The organism is Rhodothermales bacterium, from assembly GCA_041391505.1.
GTDB lineage: Bacteria > Bacteroidota > Rhodothermia > Rhodothermales > JAHQVL01 > JAWKNW01.
The window spans coordinates 87,364-107,943 of record JAWKNW010000012.1 but is presented as its reverse complement, the minus strand read 5'-3'; the positions used below and the strand labels follow the sequence as shown (position 1 = coordinate 107,943).

The 20,580-nt window shown below is 65.0% G+C and carries 11 protein-coding genes and 1 pseudogene; 7 read left to right on the top strand and 5 right to left on the bottom strand.

Going from position 1 to position 20,580, the window contains the following annotated elements; all coding sequences use genetic code 11:
• Positions 1-64 precede the first annotated feature (64 nt).
• The 5 genes from R2834_13140 (at position 65) to R2834_13120 (ending at position 12,193) form a co-directional block, all read left to right on the top strand.
• Positions 65-1,501, top strand: a complete 1,437-nt coding sequence (locus R2834_13140) for a tetratricopeptide repeat protein (GenBank protein ID MEZ4701275.1) — start codon at positions 65-67, stop codon at positions 1,499-1,501.
• A 13-nt stretch (positions 1,502-1,514) separates the two neighbouring features.
• Positions 1,515-3,197, top strand: coding sequence for a CRTAC1 family protein (locus tag R2834_13135; protein ID MEZ4701274.1), 1,683 nt, complete (start codon positions 1,515-1,517; stop codon positions 3,195-3,197).
• A gap of 270 nt (positions 3,198-3,467) precedes the next feature.
• On the top strand, positions 3,468-5,969 hold the full coding sequence (locus R2834_13130; protein MEZ4701273.1) for a PKD domain-containing protein: 2,502 nt from the start codon (positions 3,468-3,470) through the stop codon (positions 5,967-5,969).
• Between the two features lie 481 nt (positions 5,970-6,450).
• Complete coding sequence (locus R2834_13125) at positions 6,451-8,901, top strand: PKD domain-containing protein (protein ID MEZ4701272.1); 2,451 nt, start codon at positions 6,451-6,453, stop codon at positions 8,899-8,901.
• 478 nt (positions 8,902-9,379) lie between these two features.
• Positions 9,380-12,193, top strand: a complete 2,814-nt coding sequence (locus R2834_13120) for a PKD domain-containing protein (GenBank protein ID MEZ4701271.1) — start codon at positions 9,380-9,382, stop codon at positions 12,191-12,193.
• Between the two features lie 101 nt (positions 12,194-12,294).
• Here the strand turns inward: R2834_13120 and R2834_13115 are convergent, their stop codons facing one another.
• The 4 genes and pseudogenes from R2834_13115 to R2834_13100 form a co-directional block, all read right to left on the bottom strand.
• Positions 12,295-13,014, bottom strand: coding sequence for a pseudouridine synthase (locus tag R2834_13115; protein MEZ4701270.1), 720 nt, complete (start codon positions 13,012-13,014; stop codon positions 12,295-12,297).
• Positions 13,015-13,030: 16 nt separating this feature from the next.
• Positions 13,031-13,147 (bottom strand): annotated as a pseudogene (locus R2834_13110) (transposase).
• A gap of 103 nt (positions 13,148-13,250) precedes the next feature.
• Positions 13,251-14,021 (bottom strand): SDR family oxidoreductase, encoded by a 771-nt coding sequence (locus R2834_13105; GenBank protein MEZ4701269.1) that lies wholly within the window; start codon positions 14,019-14,021, stop codon positions 13,251-13,253.
• 56 nt (positions 14,022-14,077) lie between these two features.
• Positions 14,078-14,635, bottom strand: a complete 558-nt coding sequence (locus tag R2834_13100; GenBank protein MEZ4701268.1) for a hypothetical protein — start codon at positions 14,633-14,635, stop codon at positions 14,078-14,080.
• Positions 14,636-15,035: 400 nt separating this feature from the next.
• On the opposite strand from R2834_13100, the gene R2834_13095 reads away from it, so the two are divergent.
• Positions 15,036-17,210 carry a hypothetical protein gene (locus R2834_13095; GenBank protein MEZ4701267.1) on the top strand — a complete coding sequence of 725 codons (2,175 nt, stop codon included), beginning with the start codon at positions 15,036-15,038 and terminating at the stop codon, positions 17,208-17,210.
• Positions 17,211-17,339: 129 nt separating this feature from the next.
• Here the strand turns inward: R2834_13095 and R2834_13090 are convergent, their stop codons facing one another.
• The gene (locus R2834_13090) at positions 17,340-19,964 is read right to left on the bottom strand and encodes a DEAD/DEAH box helicase family protein (protein MEZ4701266.1); all 2,625 of its coding nucleotides are present in this window, start codon (positions 19,962-19,964) and stop codon (positions 17,340-17,342) included.
• 373 nt (positions 19,965-20,337) lie between these two features.
• Between R2834_13090 and R2834_13085 the strand changes: the two genes are divergently transcribed.
• Positions 20,338-20,556 carry a FeoA family protein gene (locus tag R2834_13085; protein ID MEZ4701265.1) on the top strand — a complete coding sequence of 73 codons (219 nt, stop codon included), beginning with the start codon at positions 20,338-20,340 and terminating at the stop codon, positions 20,554-20,556.
• Positions 20,557-20,580 lie beyond the last annotated feature (24 nt).

The following is a 20,580-nucleotide window of genomic DNA, read 5'->3' as shown; positions in this document are numbered from 1 at the left end:
AACGCCCCGAACAGGGCCTTCCTCCGCCCCCCACTCCATCCCGAATCTCCATCCGTCATCCATTTTGACCGCTTCAAAGACCCGACGCCCCGCCAGGGGAGCGTCTCGCAAGCCGGCCCGAAAGACGCCCTGGATCCCGATCCTGCTCGTACTCGCCGCCGGCATCGCCGCGACGCTGGCGTGGCCCTATGTCAATCCGGCTCCCGAGGTCGTACGGCCCACGGGCGATCTGGAACCGGCCGTCGAGGCGCTCCTCACGCCGCGCCTCGCTGCGGCGGCGGCCACGCCCCGGGATGCCGCGGTCCATGCCGACCTGGGCATGGCCTACGAAGCGAATGGCCTCTGGCCCGAGGCGCGCGCCAGCTATGCGCAAGCGGTGGACCTCGATGCCCGTCCGGCCTGGCGACTCCATCTCGCCATCACCTCCCGGCAGGCCGGCGACGCCGACGCCGCGCTCGAAACGCTGCGCGACCTCGCGGCGGACGCCCCCGAATACGCGCCGGCGCAGCAGTACCTCGGGGAGGCGCTGCTCGAGGCCGGCGACCTCGACGGCGCCGAGGCCGCCTTCCGAAGCGGCATCGCGCTCACGCCGAGCCAGCCGTATGCCTACGTGGGCCTCGGCGACGTACTCATCCAGCGCGGTCGCCATGCAGACGCCGCGCAGGTGCTGGAACAGGCGATCCGACTCGAAGACGATTACCGCCGGGCGCACTTCCTGCTCGGCACCGCCTACACGCGCCTCGGTCGCGAAGCCGAGGGCGACATCGAATTGCAGCGCGGCGTCGGCGCCGTCCCGGCGTACCAGCCCGACGAACTCAAGCCGCAGATCACCGCCTACACGGTGAACCTCACCGGCCGGCTCACGCTCGCCGGGGCCTACCTCGATGGCGGCAACCCCTCGGAAGCCGTGCGCCTCCTGGAAGAAACCTACCGGACGAACGCATCGAACGTGATGCTCCTCAACACGCTGGGGTCGGGCTACCTCCGCATGCGCCGGTTCGACGACGCGGAGCGCCTCCTGAAACGCGCCATGCCGCTCGACACCACCACCTTCGTGACGCCGCTCAACCTGTACAACTGGGCCCTGTACCAGGGCCGGCCGGCCGAGGCGCTACGGTATGCCGACATGGCCGTCGCGCGCGCGCCGGAGCGCGACAACACCCACCTGGCCCGGGCGCAGGCGCTGACCGAGCTCGGACGCCTCGACGAAGCGCTCGCCAGCGCCGACCGCGCGCGCGAACTCGCCCCGGGGACGGCCCAGAATCATGGCCTTTCGGGCGACATCTGCTATAAGCTGAAACGGTACGAGGAGGCGCGCGCCCACTTCAGCCGGGCGGTAGCCCTGGAGCCCGGGCTCTTTCCGGTCTGGATCGGCCTCGCGCAGTCCAACTGGGAGCTGGGAGACCCCGAAGCGGCCCGCGCGGCGCTGGCCGAGGCCCACCGGCTCGCCCCCAACCACCGCCTGGTCGACGAACTGACGGCCCGCTTCGCCGCCCGCTAGGGGCCGGCGCCACATGGAGATGCACATCGCCTCGCTTACCGCCCTCCTCTGCATGCTCATCCTGTTCGGGCGTGCCGGCTGCGGATCCCCCCCGGAGTCGCCCACGCAGGCCGCGGCCCCTTCCCGGCCCTGGTTCGAGGACGTAGCGCGTCCGAGCGGCATCGCGTTCGATCATGTGCGGGCGGTGCAGCCGCGCTTTCTGTTCCCCGAGATCATGTCGGGCGGGGCGGCATGGATCGACTACGACCGCGACGGCGACCTCGACCTCTATCTGGTGCAGGGAGGCGAACCGGACGCCGCGCGACCCCGCGGCCCCGGCAACCGGCTCTTCCGCAACGACGGTGCCGCCGGTTTTGCAGACGTCACCACCGAGGCCGGCGTAGGCGACACCGGCTACGGCATGGGCGCCGCCGTCGGCGATTACGACGGGGATGGCGACGACGACCTGTACGTCACGAACGTCGGCCCCAACGTCCTCTATCGCAACGAGGGCGACGGCCGTTTTACCGACGCGACGGCCGAAGCCGGCGTGGGACATCCGGGCTGGGGCGCCAGCGCGGCGTTCGTCGACTACGACGAGGACGGACGCCTCGATCTCTACGTGGTCAACTACATCCACTGGTCCACCGGGCAGGAACTCGAATGCGCGAGCGGGGGCGCGGGGCGCGACTACTGCCATCCCGAAAACTACCGCGCGCCGGCCACCGACGTCCTCTACCGGAATATCGGAAAAGGCCGCTTCGAGGACGCCACCCCGGCGTCGGGCATCGGGACCGTGGCGGCGAACGGCCTGGGCGTTGCCCCGGGCGACTTCAACGACGACGGCCGCATCGATTTTTATGTCGCCAACGACGGCAACCCGAACCAGCTGTGGATCAACCAGGGGGATGGCACCTTCGTCGACCGCGCGCTGCGCGCCGGGGCGGCCGTAAACCGGCAGGGCATGTCGGAAGCCGGCATGGGCGTGGTGGCGGTGGACATCGAAGCCGACGGCGACCTCGACCTCTTCGTCACCCACCTGCGCGACGAGTCCAACACCCTCTACCGGAACGACGGCGGCTTCTTCGAGGATGTCTCGGTCTCGACGGGACTCGCCTCGCCCAGCCTGCCCTATACCGGCTTCGGCCTTGCGATGGGCGATTTCGATCGCGATGGATGGCTCGATCTCTTCGTGGGCAACGGGCGCGTCGGCCGGGCCGGCGCCGTGGGGCGCGAGGATCCTTTCGCCGAACCCAACCAGCTCTTTCGCGGCATCGGCCCCGGCCGCTTCGAGGAACTGCAGCCGGAAGGCGGCGTGGCGCCGCCGCTCGTCGCCACCACGCGCGCCGTGGCCATGGCCGACTACGACAACGACGGCGACCTCGACCTCGCCATCGTCAACAACCAGGGGCCGTTTCATCTGCTCCGCAACGTGACGGCTCCCGCCGGCAACTGGGTCGGTTTCGATGTTCGCCGCGCGGACGGGCAGCCGGCGATCGGGGCCAGAGTGCGGGTGCAGGCCGGCGGCGTGGCGCGCTGGCGGCTCGTCCAGCGGGCCGGCAGTTACCAGGCGAGCAACGACCCCCGCGTGCTCTTTGGCCTCGGCGCATCGACCGCGATCGACAGCGTCTCCGTCCTCTGGCCCGATGGCCATCGCGAACCCTTCCCGCCGCCGGTCCTCGGCGCCTACACGGTGCTGCGCGAAGGCACGCGCTGACACGTGTCTCATTTCGAGTCGGGGTTTTACGTATCGACCCCGGGTAATCTGCGCCATAGTTCCATCGACTGGGGCGCTATTGGCGCCTCTGTTGCCCCATAAGCAGGCCTAGCTTTATGGAATGTTTATTGATTAGCCCCTCCTAAATCCCCCACTCCCTCCCCCACTCCCTCCCCCGTCCGTGTACCGCTAAAGATCCTCCTCCAGGAAGGCCTGTCGCCGGGCGCTCCAAGGGGATCTTTTTCCATTCTCATTAACGGAGACACGTTTATGAATCGATTCTCTACTGCTGTGCTGGGCTTTCTCATAGCCACGGCCATGGTCCCGGGCTCCAAGGCCCTGGCCCAGGATGGTCCCCGAGAAGTGATCCAGGCTTCCCGCCACAATACATCGGTCCCGCTCGGGCAGGTGAACATGCCGTCCGCCGCCAAGGCGGTGCGGGCGCCGTTCGCCATCCCCAACAAGGGCTTCAAGATCGATGTCAAGGGCAACGACGCGTTGGACAAGACCGGCTTCACGGATCCCGTGCTGCAGGTTCAGGGAGGGACGCTCGCGCCCAATCTCTTCGCCAGCTTCGACGGCTCCAGCGACGACGATAACTCGGCCGTTCTCGGCTTCCGCGTCGTTCCGCCGGATACCGACGGAGACGTTGGCCCGAACCACTACGTTCAGTGGATCAACTCCGTCACGGAGATCTTCGACAAAAACGGCAACACGCTGCTCGGCCCCGTCGCGGGCAACATCTACTTCCAGGGCCTCGGCGGCGACTGCGAGGCGGACAACGACGGCGACCCGATCGTCCTCTACGACGAATCCGCGGACCGCTGGCTCGTCGCGCAGTTCTCCGTGACCGCGTCCCCGTTCTCGATGTGCGTGGCCGTCTCGACGTCGCCGGATCCGACGGGTTCGTACAACCAGTACGAATTCAACTTCGGAACCGACTTCCCGGACTACCCGAAGCTCGGCATCTGGGGCGACAGCTACACGATGACCACGCGCGACTTCGGCGGCAACGGCGCCTTCTTCTCGGGCCTGAGCGCGGTGGCGATGGATCGTAGCGCCATGCTGAACGGCCAGCCGGCCACCATGGTGCGGTTCCCGAACGCCTTTGGCGGCACCTCGATCGACGGCTACCTGCCGGCCGATGCCGACGGCGCCGTCTCCGGCCCGGCGATCTTCGGCGGCCATGGCGACGACGGCAATACCACGTTCGAACTGTGGCAGCTCGATGTCGACTGGAACAACCCCGGCGCGGCGACCTTCGCCAGCATCCCGGGCGTGACCATCCCGACGTACGACGGCGTCGTGCCGTCGGTCAACCAGCCGAACGGCCAGGTGCTCGACGACCACTCGTTCTTCACGATGCACCGCCTCCAGGTGCGCGACTTCGGCGGTCACACGTCGATGGTCTCGAACCACACCGTGGAAACGACTGCCAACACGGCCGGCATCCGCTGGTACGAGTTCCGCAACACGGGCGGCAACTGGACGCTGCACCAGTCGGGCACCTACAGCCCGGACACGGACGACCGCTGGATGGGCTCGATCGCGATCAACGCCAACGGCGACATCGCCCTCGGCTACTCCCGTTCGAGCAGCGCCATGTTCCCGTCGATCTACATGACCGGCCAGACGGCCGATCAGAGCGGCACGGGCATCATGAACGTCGAAGAAACCCTCCTGCACGCCGGCGGCGGCTCGCAGAGCGGCGCCAGCCGCTGGGGCGACTACAGCATGATGTCGGTCGACCCGGTCGACGGTCGGTTCTGGTACACGACCGAGTACTACGCGGCCACGGGCAGCTTCGACTTCAACACGCGCATTGCGTCGTTCGATCTCGGCGGCGGCGGCACGGGCAACATCCCGCCGGTGGCCAGCTTCACGTCGTCCTGTACGCTCCTGAGCTGCGACTTCACCGACGCCAGCGCGGATGCCGACGGCAGCATCGTCTCCTGGAGCTGGACCTTCGGCGACGGCGGCACCTCGACGGCCCAGAACCCGACCCACGCCTACGCGGCCAACGGCACGTACACGGTGGGCCTCACGGTGACGGACGACCTGGGCGCCACGGCCTCGACCAGCCAGTCGGTCACCGTCAACGACGGCACCGTCACGGCGACGATGCACATCGCGAGCATCCTGATCGACGCCATCCGCAAGACGGGCGAACGCGGCCGCTTCGCTGAAGCGACGGTGAACGTCGTCGACGCCGACGGCAACGTCGTTCCCGGCGTATCGGTTACGGGCGAGTTCTACGGGTTCATCACCGAAACCGGCAAGGGCCCCGAACTCACCGACGGCAACGGCGACGCGGTATTCGTGTCGGATACCAACGGCAGCCGCCGCCGCATCCTCAACGAAACGTTCTTCTGCGTGACGGACGTCACCGGCGGCGGGCTCACGTACGAGCCGGCCGACAACCCGGATGCGGCGTTCGATTGCTCCGGCGTGACGGCTGCCCCGGGCATCGCCGCCAGCGACCGTTTCGACGCGCTCGACGAGACGCCGGCCGACTTCGACCTCGCGCAGAACTACCCGAACCCGTTCAACCCGACGACGATCATCGGCTACTCGGTGCCTGAGGCGTCGGACGTGACGGTCCAGGTGTTCAACATGCTCGGCCAGGAAGTCGCTACCCTGGCATCGGGCTACCACACGGCTGGCCGCTACGAGGTCGCGTTCAACGCGAACAACCTCAGCGCGGGCATCTATATCTACACGATCAAGACGGGCAACATCGCCATCACCAAGCGGATGACGCTGTTGAAATAACCGACGGATCGAACGATCTGTGGAAGGGGCGGGCGCCGACGGCGTCCGCCCCTTCGTGCGTTTAGCGCCGGCGCATGGGCATGCGCCATCCGACGCAATCCGTGGCTCATCGGACGCTTCCGATCTGGCGCGCGACCCGGGAAAGAAAAGCGCTTTCGGATATGCGCCGGCAGAAAAGCGCTTTTTATGTGGGGCGGCTCTATTGCCTTGACTTAAACTTTTCTTTACAATCTGATCCGCCCGGAATACCCCATGCGAGGTCTTTGACCAATCGGCTCTGCCCCAGTCAATTCTCAGCCGAGCAGCCCCTCGCACTCGCTTCGTTATTCGGGTTCTTCTCCCCCCGTTCTTTGGATGCCGGTAGCGGCAGTGCTTCCTATTTTTTGGCGTTTCCGGCCTTCAGGGGTTTACTCCATCCATAAACGAGATCTGTATGAATCGATTCTCTACAGCTGTTTTGGGCTTCTTGATAGTTGCCTTCATGGTAACCGGCACAGAAGCGCTGGGACAGGACGCCCCGGAAATCGTCCAGGCCGTCCGTCACGACACCTCCATACCCCTGCGCGAAATGCGCGCGCCCGTGGCCGCCCAGTCCGGCCGCGCTCCCTTCGCCATCCCGAACAAGCTGACCAAGTTCGGCCGGCCGGCCGGCAACCTGGTTGACAAGGCCAGCGACTTTGTCGACCCCATGCTGCAAACGCAGGCCGGCACGCTCGCGCCGACCCTCGGCGTCAGCTTCGACGGCTCCAGCGACGACGACAACTCGGCCATCCTCGGCTTCCGCGTCGTTCCGCCGGATACCGACGGCGACGTAGGGCCGAACCACTACGTCCAGTGGATCAACTCGGTGACCGAGATCTTCGACCGCAACGGCAACACCCTGCTCGGCCCCGTAGCCGGCAACATCTACTTCCAGGGTATGGGTGGCGACTGCGAGGCGGACAACGACGGCGACCCGGTGGTGCTGTACGACGAAGCCGCCGACCGCTGGCTCGTCAGCCAGTTCTCCGTGAGCGCCTCGCCGTACTCGATGTGTATCGCCATCTCGACGACCCCGGATCCGACCGGCTCCTACAACCGCTATGAATTCGGTTTCGGGACGGACTTCCCGGACTACCCGAAGCTCGGCATCTGGGGCGACAGCTACACGATGACCACGCGTGACTTCACCAACGGCGCCTCGTTCGGTGGTCAGAGCGCCATCGTCCTCGATCGTACCGCCATGCTCGCCGGCAACCCGGCTACCATGGTTCGCTTCAAGAACGCCTTCGGCATCACGAAAGACGGCTACCTCTCGGGAGACTCCGACGCGCCGATCAGCGGCCCGGTCATCTTCGGCGGCCACGGCGCCGATGGCAACACGACCATCGAACTCTGGCAGCTCACGATCGACTGGAACAACCCCGGCGCGGCGACCTTCGCCAGCATCCCGGGCGTGACCGTTCCGGCATTCGACGACATCGTTCCCTCGGCCAACCAGCCGAACGGCCAGGTGCTCGACGACCTGTCGAACTTCACGATGCACCGCCTCAACGTGCGCGACTTCGGCACGCACAAATCGATGGTCGCCAACCACTCTGTTGAAGTCACCACCGGCGTCATCGGCGTCCGCTGGTACGAGTTCCGCAACACGGGCGGCAACTGGACGCTCTACCAGTCGGGCACCTACAGCCCCGACTCGGACGACCGCTGGATGGGCTCGATCGCGATCAACGCCAACGGCGACATCGCCCTCGGCTACTCCCGTTCGAGCAGCACGATGTTCCCGTCGATCTACATGACCGGCCAGACGGCCGATCAGAGCGGCACGGGCGTCATGAACGTGGCTGAAACCCTCCTGCACGCCGGCACCGGCGCACAGAGCGGCGCCAGCCGCTGGGGCGACTACAGCATGATGTCCGTCGACCCGACCGACAACGCGTCGTTCTGGTACACGACCGAGTACTACGCGGCCACGGGCAGCTTCGACTTCAACACCCGCATCACGTCGTTCAACCTCGGCGGCGGCGGCGGCACCGGCAACAACCCGCCGGTCGCCAGCTTCACGACATCCTGCACCGACCTCGTCTGCAACTTCACCGACACCAGCTCGGACTCCGATGGCAGCATCGCGTCCCGCAGCTGGACGTTCGGCGACGGCGGCACCTCGACGGCGCAGAACCCGAGCCACACCTACGCGGCGGCCGGCACCTACACCGTCGGCCTCACGGTGACGGACAACGAAGGCGCTACCGGCTCGACCTCGCAGAGCGTGACGGTGACGGGCGGCGGCACGGGCGGCCCGACGGTACACATCTCGGCCCTCACCCTGGGCAAGCAGAATGCCGGCGGCGGCAACTACTTCGGTAAAGCCAACGTGACCGTCGTGAACGAAAACGGCCAGACGGTCGGCAGCGCTACGGTGACGGGCGTGTTCTCGGGCCCGATCTCGGAGACGAAATCGGCGACGACCAACAACAAAGGCCGCGCGACGATCATCTCGTCCAGCTCGTTCCCGAAAGCGCAGCTCAGCTCGCTGCAGTTCTGCGTCAGCAACGTCGTTGCGACGGGTTATACCTACGATCCGAACGCGAACGGCAACCCCTCGTGGGATTGCGGCGGCGTGGCTCCGATCGCCGGCTCCTTCGCGGATGCCCAGGACAACCTGAAGCTCCAGTCCGACCTGCCGGTCGACTTCGACCTCGCGCAGAACTACCCGAACCCGTTCAACCCGACGACGATCATCGGCTACTCGGTGCCTGAAGCGTCGGACGTAACGGTCCAGGTGTTCAACATGCTCGGTCAGGAAGTCGCTACCCTGGCGTCGGGCTACCACAATGCCGGCCACTACGAGGTCGCGTTCAACGCGAACAACCTCAGTGCAGGCATCTACATCTACACGATCAAAGCGGGCAACGTCGCCATCACCAAGCGGATGACGCTGCTGAAGTAACCGGATCCTGCGCGGACGGCGTGGAGACGCAACATCTTGCCTCTCGATGCCGACCATGACATGGTTTAGAAGGGCGGGCGCCAATGGCGTCCGCCCTTTCTGGCTTTAGCGTATGGCGCAAGAGCATGCGCCAGGCGACGCACTCCAAGGCGCACGGAATGCTTCCATATGGTGTGCGACGAATGGCCAGTTTGGCGCTTTCATCGGGGAGCCTCCTGTGAAACGCCGCCAAATTTGGCCGGTCTGTTGTCTTGTCTTAAACATTTCTTTACAATGTTTTGCGCTAGGAATAGCATCTGTGAGGTCCATGACCTTCGCGATTCTGTCAGCCCCAATCATTTCTTAGCCACTCCCCTTCGGACTCGTCTTCGTTCAGACGAGGTCTTCCCCCCTTTATTCGTATGCCGGGCTTCAGCAGGGCTATTTATTAGCCCTGTGCAACCTGCATTCATTTTATTCATCCAACGAAGAGATCTACATGAATCGATTCTCTACGATTATTCTGGGCTTCTTGATAGCGGCCTTCATGGTGGTGGGTACCGATGCGATGGCCCAGGAAGGACCGACCGTCGTCCAGTCTTCCCGTCACCATTCGTCTATACCCCTGCGCGAAATGCGCGTACCTGACGCGTCCCTGTCTGGACGGGTCCCGTTCGCGATTCCGAACAAATTTACCAAGTTCGGCACCCCACGCACGAATGCGAGCGACCAGTCTGCTGGATTCCTTGATCCGGTGCTGCAAACGCAAGCCGGCCCGCTGGCTCCCACCCTGGGCGTCAGCTTCGACGGCTCGAACGACGACGATAACTCCGCCCTCCTGGGCTTTCGTATCGTTCCCCCGGATACCGACGGCGACGTAGGCCCGAACCACTACGTTCAGTGGATCAACCTGGTGTCGGAGATCTTCGACAAAAACGGCAACACGATCATGGGACCGTTCGCCGGCAACCTGTATTTCCAGGGCCTGGGCGGCGACTGCGAAGCCAACAACGATGGCGACCCCGTCGTCCTTTACGACGAAAGCGCCGATCGCTGGCTCGTCAGCCAGTTCGCGGTCACGGCTTCTCCCTACTCCATGTGTATCGCCATCTCGCAGACCGCCGACCCCACGGGCGCCTACAACCAGTACGAGTTCAATTTCGGAACGGATTTCCCCGACTATCCGAAGCTCGGCATCTGGGGCGACAGTTATACCATGACCACGCGCGACTTCGCGAATGGCGCCTCCTTCGCCGGCCAGAGCGCCGTCGTCATGGATCGCGACGCGATGCTCAACGGTCAGCCGGCCACCATGGTCCGCTTCGCCAACGCGTTCGGTTTGAGCGCGGATGGTCGCCTCGCCGGTGATTCCGATGCGCCCATTTCCGGCCCGGTGATCTTCGGCGGACACGGCGACGATGGCAACTCGACCTTCGAACTCTGGGAGCTGAATGTTGACTGGAACAACCCTGGTGCGGCTACTCTCAACAGCATCGCCGGCGTTTCCGTCCCTGCGTTCGACGGTGTTACACCGAACGCTACGCAGCCTTCTCCTGGTGAAACGCTGGCCGCACTGCCCTTCTTCACCATGCACCGCCTCAATGTGCGTGATTTTGGCACGCACCTGTCGATGGTATCCAACCATACGGTGGAAGTGAGCCCCGGCGTTCTCGGTGTTCGCTGGTACGAGTTCCGTAAAACCACCGGCAACTGGACGCTTTACCAGTCCGGCACCTACAGCCCGGACTCCGACGACCGCTGGATGGGTTCGATCGCGATCAACGCCGCCGGCGATATCGCGCTCGGCTATTCGCGCTCCGGCAGCTCGATGTTTCCGTCCATCTACATGACGGGGCAGACGGCTGACCAGAGCGGCACCGGTGTCATGAACGTGGCCGAAACCTTGCTGCACGCCGGCGGCGGCGTACAGACGGGCTCCTCCAGCCGCTGGGGCGACTACAGCATGATGTCCGTCGACCCGAGCGATAACAACTCGTTCTGGTTTACGACCGAATATTATGCGGCCACGGGAAGCTTCGACTTCAACACCCGCATCGCGTCGTTCAACCTCGGCGGTGGGGGCACGGGTAACATCAATCCGGTTGCGAGCTTCACGTCGTCCTGTACGCTGCTGAGCTGCGACTTCACCGACACCAGCTCGGACGCCGACGGCAGCGTCGTGTCCTGGAGCTGGACGTTCGGCGACGGCGGCACCTCAACGGCCCAGAACCCGAGCCACGCGTACGGAGCCAACGGCACCTACACGGTCGGCCTCACGGTGACGGACGATCAGGGCGCCACGGGTACGACGAGCAAGACGGTTACCGTAAACGACGGCACCACGACGGGAACGATGCACGTCGAAACGATCGTTACGGCGGTTGTCAAATCGGGTGGCGCTCCCGTCGGACAGGCTACGGTAACCATCTTTGATGAGAACGAAAGCCCTGTCGCCAATGCGACCGTCAATGGAACGTTCTCGGGCGATCTATCCGGCAGCAGCAGCGCTGTCACCAACTCGAGCGGTGTTGCCGTGATTCAGTTGGGCGGCGCCGTGAACAGGAATTCGGTCGTCAACTTCTGCGTGGATACTGTGGCGGGTTCGCTTACGTACGATCCGGCCCAGAACGAGTCCGCAGCATTTGCCTGTGGTGAACCGCCTCCCCCGGGCGACTTCATGCACGTCCACGATCTCGTGACGACGGTCACGCGCGATGCCAACCGCAATCGCGTCGGCCAGGCGACGATCACCGTCTATGATGAAAACGAAGTGCCTGTCGCCAACGCGACCGTAGCGGGTACGTTCTCGGGCGATCTCGTCGCCACGGGTAGCGCGGTCACGGATGCGAACGGTGTCGCCATCATCCAGGCGGGCACCGGGCTGTCCAAGAATGCGGTGGTTAACTTCTGCGTCGACGACGTAACGGGTGCGCTCACCTACGACGCCGGCCAGAACGAAAACGCCGCATGGGATTGCGCCGGCGCCGCCCCTGCCGCGAAATCGATCGCCATCGGCAAGGACGTGTTGAACCTGCAGTCCGATCTGCCGGTCGACTTCGACCTGGCGCAGAACTACCCGAACCCGTTCAACCCGACGACCATCATCGCCTACGCGGTGCCTGAGGCGTCGGACGTGACGGTCAAGGTGTTCAACATGCTCGGACAGGAAGTGGCCACGCTGGCTACCGGTCACCATGAGGCCGGCCGCTACCAGGTCTCCTTCAACGCGAGCAACCTCAGCGCCGGCATCTACCTCTACACGATCAAAGCCGGCAGCGTCGCCATCACCAAGCGGATGACGTTGTTGAAGTAATCAGATCCCGCGAGGACGGAGTCGAGACGCCATTCGGTGGGTCTCTAACCGAACTGCGACCTGATCAAAAGGGGCGGACGCCGACGGCGTCCGCCCTTTTTTTATGCGATCAACCCGATCCGGCTGGCGATCGCCGCGAAGTCCGCCGGCATGGGGGCCGCCACCTCGATCGTTCGTTCCTCGAAGGGATGGGCTACGCGCATCCACGCGGCGTGCAGCAACAGCCGGTCGCAACCGAGTTGCTCCCGGAAGAACCGGTTGTGCCGGTAATCCCCGTGTTTCTGGTCGCCGATGAGGGGGTGGTGGATGTGGTTGAAATGCCGGCGCACCTGGTGATAGCGCCCGGTCTCTGTCTCGGCCTCGACGAGGGCGTAGCGCGAGGTCGGGTACTTGCTGATGGCGAAGGGGCACTCGCTCCGCGCCAGGGTGCGGTAGCGGGTGAGGGCGGGCGCCGGCGGCGTCCCGGCCGCCACCGGGGACTCGAAGCGTTTGTCGCGCAGCGCCTTCAGGGGATGATCGATGACGCCGGCGTCGTCCGGATGCCCGCGCACGATGGCCAGGTACCGCTTTTCGACCGCTTTTTCAGCGAAAGCCGACGTCATACGCTGAGCGGCTTCCGGGTGCAGGGCAAAAAGCAGCACGCCGGATGCCGGCTTGTCGAGCCGGTGGATCGGGTAGACGAGGCGCCCGAGTTGATCGCGCAGACACTGGAGCGCAAAACGGCGTTCGCGCTGGTCGAGATACGTCCGGTGCACGAGCAGCCCGGAGGGCTTGTCGATCGCGACGTAATGCGCGTCGTGATAGAGCACGGGTAGGACCATGGGCGTAGGCGGACCGCTACCGGTGCGTGTTCCGCTGCTTCCACCGTAGTGGATTCTCGGCGATGTACTGCCTGATGCGTTCCATAGCGGCGTCGTGTCGGATGATGTGTTCGTAATAATTACGTTGCCAGACCCGCCCGTGGCAAAGTACGCTCCAGCCTGGCTGTAATCATAGCCCTTCAACCGGATAGAGCGCCTGCGATGCCTGGTCGGATCGTAGGGCACAACGCATCGCGCTATAGTTTCGCCATGTATCCGCCGTCGATCAGCAGGTCGATGCCCGTAATCCACGACGCCTCGTCGGACGCCAGAAACAGGACGCCGTTTGCGATATCCTCCGGCCTGCCAAGCCGCCCGATGGGGTAGTTGGGCACCCATTCCCGGACGGCGCGCTCGTCCCAACTCTCGCCCGGCTTCAGGCGGGTTCGCGCCATCTCGGTCTCGACGAGCGCCGGCGACACGGAGTTTACCCGTACCCCGTGCGGCCCGTAATCGGCGGCGAGGGACCGGGTGAGATTCAGGACGGCTCCCTTGGTGGTGCTGTACGCGGCGTTGGTGGGTTGTCCCCGGTGGCCGGCCACCGAGGCGATGTTGACGATCGCGCCGCCTCCGGCCTGCGTCATCGCCGGCAGCGCCGCGCGGCAGACCAGAAAGACGCCGCGCACGTTGATGTCCATCATGCGATCCCAGGCCTCGACGGGGGTGTCGCCGAGGGGCGTGCGGCTCACGATGGTCGCCGCATTGTTCACGAGCACGTCGAGCCGGCCCCAGTGCTCGATCACGGTCTCGACCATCCGCGCGGCGTCGGCCTCGACCGAAACGTCTCCCTGGATGCCGATCGCGTCGCCGCCGGCGCGGCGGAGCGCGGCGACCGTTTCGTCGATCTGTTCCTGCCGGCGCCCGCTGATCGCCACACGCGCGCCTTCGCCGACGAAACGCTCGGCGATGGCGCGCCCAATGCCCGTGCCGCCACCCGTCACCAGGGCGGTTTTGTTCTGTAATCGCATGCCAGTCGAGGTTGATGAACGAGAAACGATTTTACGTTTCAACGTTCGATCGTTCCTCAGGCTGCGACCGGGTAGGACGTCGTGTACAGGCTGGCGAGGATGCGCAGGCTCTGCACTTCGGGCGCCGTCCAGAATGCATGGTGGCCGCGGACCATGACGTCGTCGCCATCGCCGAAGGTGCCGGCGTAGCCGGTCCCGACGTACACCGTCCCGCGTTCGAACGTCAGCGCCGCGACGTTCGGGGCGCCCTTCCATCCCATCACGTCGATCTGCCGGAGCCGGCTGCCGAGTATGTGCTTCCAGACCGGCGCACCCGTCGCGTTGAAGTCGCGGTAATAATCGGGGAGCCATTCCCGCTCCCGGCGCGCGAGGACGACATGGCGCGAGGGCCCTTTCGGCCGCTCTTCGCACACGAGGAAGACCTGCCGGCCGTTCCCGAACGTGAGCCGGATGGGGCCGCCCAGATAGAAGTACGGATTCTGGATGTCATCCGCGCTCGCCTCATGCTTGAGGCACCAGTAATGCACATCGCTCAACGGCTCATCGATCATCTGCACGAGCGCGCCGAAATCCGTCTCGGGCGGCGCTACGGAAAGGGGAGACAGGCACATCATGGACGTATCCGTTCTGGATGGGGATGGGGCGGGGCGAGGCGGATCGCCCGGCCGGCGCCGCCGCTTCCTCCTCAAGCGACGGCGCCTGCGCCGGACACGCCCCCCTCAGGCGTGTACTCGTCACCGTCAAACCGACGACGACGGGTTTCCTGTGCGTCCACCCGAACCCTGTCGGATTCGGCGGACCGGTCGGGATGCCGGTGAACCACGTGACCGGTGCATCCCGAACACTAAACGATGCGCAAGCGGCGTTCAGAACCCGACAGCCCGCCGGCAAACTTTCTTCATCTTCCCCCAAATCCTCACATCCCGGCCCTCCCTCGCTTCCGAGGACTCGCCCCTCCGGGAAGACCTTTATATATTTACGCATCTCCACCCGATGACCTTTTTGCACGATATCTTGAAACGGCTCCCCATCCTCCTGGCGCTGCTCGTCGCCGGCGTCGCGCAGGCCCAATCCGGGCGCGACCTCATCCTCATTCCGGATGCCCTGACGCACACCCCCGGCTCGCCCTGCCGGTACGAGGTCACGCTGCTCGACGTGCGCGGCTCGCTGACCGAAAACAGCCGGATTTTTCTCCCCGACTCGTCGGAGCTGCAGATCGAAGACATCCGCCGGCTCGGTCCGGACCGGCTCCAGTTCACGGTGGTTGCCACCGGCAACCTGCGCGCGCTCGGCCGGCATCCGTTTTTCCTCTTCACCGGCGCGGCCGACCAGCCCATCCGGGAGGGCCAGCTCACCGTGCTCGGGGCGCGGCCCACGGTGCGGCGCGTCCATGTCCGGGCCAACCATGCGGTGGAAGACACGCTCGATCTCCGGTTGCGCGATCTCACGGATTTCGATCTGATGCTGGCCGGCGACCATTTCTACAGGGGGACGCGGATCGTCTTCGAGGACTCGGCCTTCACGATGGAACGCGTGACATGGGAAGACCGGTCGGACAGCCTCGTCGTCCACGTCCACATGCAAAACCCGAGACCGCACGCGAGGCCGTTGCGGTTCGACGTCGTCCATCCGTTTACCCCCACGCTTTACGAGCGCGAGCTGCCCGTCCGCGCCCGGCCGCCGCGCATCGCCGCGATCCAGCCGGCGCGTTTCCAGGCCGGCAACACCCGCGAACGCATCACGGTCCTGGGCGACGGGTTCGCCGACGGCGCGCGCGCCTACCTGAAAGAACGCCCGCTCGACGACGTGAGCCGCCCGACCGTCCAGCCGGACATGATCCAGTTCGATGCGCGCATCCCGAGCGGCACCGAGCGGCTGACGGTGGTGGTGGAGAACATGGACGGACAGATCGCCGAGCGCGAGGCCACGGTCTCGCGGGACGTCCAGCCGGCGAAGGCCACCGTGCGCAGCCGATCCGGCAAGCTGTACTTCGGCCAGAAACAACGCGTCGAGTTCCGCTCCGAGAGCGAGCGGCCGTTCGATATCCGCGAGCGCTACATCCTGCAGGTGGAGGGACTCGATCCGATGCCGCTCCAGCCGCGGAGCGCCGGCGTGATCCAGGCGGAGCTGAACCTGCCCGAGGACGAAGGCGCCTACGACGTGTCCGGCCGGCTGGAACGGTTTTTCACCATCCGCTCGGCTGACGGCTTCCGGGAATGGTCCGGCGTGCTCGACGTCTACCTGTCGCCCCGCATCGCCGAGCGCAAGCCCATCGTCATCCGGCCGGGCGAGCAGCGGAAGATCGCGCTTTCGGGCCGGTACCTGACCGAGTCGACCGTCGTCTCCGACGCCGGCGTGATCCGCGGCAACACGGTGCTGACCGACGAAACGCTGGAAATCACCCTTCGCGCGAGCACCGACGCCGTGCCCGGGCCGATCGAACTGTACCTCATCCGCGACAACATCCGGTTCCAGACCATCCCGGCCCGCATCGTGACCTGGGCCGAGCCGGCGACCTATGTGCGCTGGGGATACGATAAAAAGACCCGGCGCGACATGCCCTACTGGTCGGAGTCGAACGGTTTCCTCTCGGCGCCTTCCAACGGCCAGATCGTGTTCTCGCTCAGCGGCGACCTGCTGCCGGCGGATGCCGAGGCGCAGGACATCCGTCTCGAGGTGCGGGACAACAACATCAACACGGTCCTCCACGCCCAGAAGTACCGGATCACCCGGGGCATGCAGGAGACCGTGCTCGTGAACCTGGATGGCAAGGTAGAGCCCGAACACATCCTGAAGGTCGGCCTCACCACGCCGCAGGACTCGACGAACTTCAACCTGGTGCGCGTCGTCCGGTCGCCGCGCGAGAAGTGGGACGTCACCGCCGGCGCCTCCGTCGTCCGCGTCTCGTTCAACGGCGACGTGCAGGTGCTCAACAGCGTCGGCATCGGCGCCACCTATGCGCTGGACGAGAAGGACGACCTGGGCCTCAACATCGGCGGCCTCTTCATCGGCTACGAAAGCCGGGTGGTGGATTTCGGGATGACGGGCTCCGTCACGTTTTTCAAGCGCCTCACGCTGGGCATGGGATGGAACCTGTTCGGACCGGGGGCAAAAGCCGCCGAGGGGACACTCTTCGAACGCCGCGGCTTCATGGTGATCGGGGGGACGTTCAACCTGGCGCTGCCGTGAGGCGGGGTTTGAGGCTCAAAGATTAAAGATCAAGGATTATAGACCAAGGATTATAGACCAAGGCGAATCGATCGAGCGCATGCGATCGCTCCACGCCTTGAACCCCAAACCTACCACCTTAGACCCTTCTCAGTGCCAGCGGTCGCGGCGTTGCGCAGGCAGTTCGAAGACGCGTGCCAGGGCGGCGGCACGGGCGTAGAGAAGGTGCTGCCGGCCGGCGCGATTGCGCAGGTAGACCAGTTCGCCGGGCCCGACGAGGTCGTGCCAGTGCCGGGCAAACTGTTCAGCGTCGGCGCGGTTGGCGCCAAGCACCGCCGGCACGGCGTGATAATCCTTTCGCCTTTTCCACGCCCCCGTGCCGCGCCGGACGAGGAGGTAGCGAGGATTCTGGATGGGGTCCAGCACCTCGGCCAGCGCTTCCGTGAACAGCGACTGTTCGTAATACGTCCCGCCTAGGAGGCGAACCGACCAGTCGCCGGGATACATTTCGGTCGCCTCGACAGCCAGCTGGCCGGCGGGGGTCTCGAATACGCCGGCGTCGGAGAGCGCCCGCTGAAGCGCCAGCGCCATCTGCCCGAGCGTGCCTCCAAGCGGGGCGTGTTTCCAGGCGATCTGAGCGGCTTTCCATAGCGCCGGCGCCGAAAAGCCCACTCCCAGCAGGCCGGCGCCGATCAATACCCAGCGCATGTCCGCGAAGACACGCACGGTGCGGGCAAGGTCGTATCCGTAATTCAGGACCGTCCAGATAACGCTGGTACTCAGATACACGAGGAATCGAAGCGTCCGCGCGAAATGGTACGAGCGGAAGCTGGGCGGCGTACGGCGGATGTCCAGCGTCGGCCCTACACGGCCCTCGATAGCGCCTTCGATCGATGCGGCCCAACGCGCGCGCTCGTCGCCAAGTGCCTGGAGGCGCCGGACCGACTCGGCATTCGATGCCGCCACATCCGACGAACTCGCAGGGCGCGAAACCGCTAGACGTTCGAATCCGCTTTCGATACGCGTCCCGGCAGCGGACAACCCGACAAACGCGTCAAAGCGGTCCACCAGTCGATCCCAATCAGCGTACCCGCTGGGCGAACCCGGCTCCAGCGCGACCAGATGCCAGATGCTCGACATCTTGTCAGGTGTGCCGGCGTCCGAGCGGATCGCGCGACCGCGGATCTGATTGGTATAGACATACGACCCTGCATGGCTGGCAATAACGAGCGAATTCACCGCAGGCGCGTTCCAACCCTCGCCCAGCAGCGAACGAGTGCCCACGAGGGTATGAATTTGCCCCCGAAACAGCAGATCCGTCATGCCGGCGACCGTCCGATCGTTTGCCTTCCCGGCCGGCACGACTAGATGATCCGCGGGCAGTCCGGCCGGCTTCGCATCCAGCGGCCCCGTCCACGCCTCGAGTGCGGGGAGCAGATGCCCGGGCAATGCAACGTACTGACCGGTGAGCAGGGCGCATGTCTTCGCATGCGTGGCGTCATCCTCCAGCAATCGCACGAAAACCGGCCAGGCCCCGAGGCGCTCGGTCTCACCAAATCGGATATAGTCGGTCAGGATCACCTGACGGAGCGCCGCGCCCCGGACCGATCGCTCTTCTCGATTTATCCGGATGCAGGCGTCCACCTTCGCGTCGGAGAGGCCAAGCGATCGCTCGATCAGCGGACTCGCATCGAACCGAAGCTGCCGGCCGTGAATCAACCCTCGCGCGCGAAGGGAGGCGATCATCGACTCTTTCCACGAGGCGACGGGTTCGGGCTCCTGACCGTCCATTTCGAACAAGACATGCTGAAGGAGCACACCAGCCCAGTAACGGTCGAACGCGGGCATGTCTTCCTCGTCCGCGCCAAAGAGCGCTAGCAACCATCGGGGCGCGGGTTCGCCGCAGGCGCGCAGGTAGACCATCAGCGCGATCGCGCGCTCCGGTCGTTCGAGCACGGTGTCGGGGGCCAATTCTTCTGCGTGCAGCAGCGGGTGCGCGCGGATCACCTCGCGCAACGTTTCATCCTGGAGCAGGCGGTCGACTGTCGCGTAGACCGCTTCCTCGTGCCGGCCTATGCGGTCGCGCGCGTCCTGTTCGGGCAACACGGCCCAGACGAGATCCTGATGCGGGCAAAGTGAGCCGGTTTTGACCAGTTCCGGGACGCCGATCTCCTCATCAATCGGACCGCAGAGCGCTTCATAACGCTTCCATTCCCTGCCTTTCACATCGTAGGGCGGAGTAGCGGTCAGGGCCACGATCGTGGGCGATTCGAGCGCGTCGCAGAGCTGGCGGAGCACCCGCCACCATTCGGCGCGCAGATGATGCGCTTCGTCGAGGATGACCGTGCGGACGCCGGCGGATCGCAACCGTGCCGCAACGTCGTCCACCTCCGCCGCGTCGGGCGCCTTCAGGCTCCTTTCTGTCTCTCCGGATTCTGTGGCATTCTCCGACGCACGATACCGCACGTGGAGCGCCTGGTAGGTCACCGACGTGAACCAGCCCGGCGTATGCAGATCGCTGCCCGCCCAATCAGGCCTTGCCGACATCTGCTCCGGCAGAAAATCCGCCAATCGTTCGATCCACTGTTCGCGTACCGTGCGCGTCGGCGAAAGCACGACGGCCGGGTGCCCGAGCCGGCGAAAAATTTCGATGCCCAGTACCGTCTTGCCGGCGCCCGGCGCCGCCACCAGGTGTAGCCGGCGGTCGGAGAGGTGCCGATCGACTACACCCAGAACGCGCTCCTGATACGGACGCCATGCCCAGCGGAAGTACATGCCGGCGGTCGGGTTTGAGCGCATTGCCTGAATCGTCGATCCCTTAATGAAGAGGCTGCCGCCTGATACGACCGTCCTGAGGCTCTGTTCTTCGGGTCAGCCCACACTATCGCGGGACGGAGCGCGGTAAATGGCATGTATTTGGCAACAGCCCAGGCGCCGCTCACCCCCGTGGCGCGCGTTCGAAACCCGTTACGTGAGGGGATACACTACAGCGCTATCCGGTTGCCGACACTGGCGTTGCCCGGATTTCTTGCGGATCTTGGCCGGGTTGTTTGGAAAATCGAACTTCGCCGTATCTTTGGGAACGGAATGGGTTTTATTTAGAATAAGTCTAAATCACCATCAAAAACACGATCTGAACGAGACGGCCATGACGTTAAACGAACTGAAGCCAGGATGCTGCGGCCGCATTACCTGCTGGTGCGAGGGATTGTCGGATCGTCTGTGGGAGCTGGGCGTATTGCCTGGCACCCTGGTGGAGGTAGTCCGGGTAGCCCCCTTTGGCGATCCCATCGCGCTCAAGATCAAGGATTCCCAGATCGCCATCCGCCGGGCTGATGCGACGCGTATCACCGTAGACGCGCTCTGAACCCACCCCGATTGAACCCGGCAT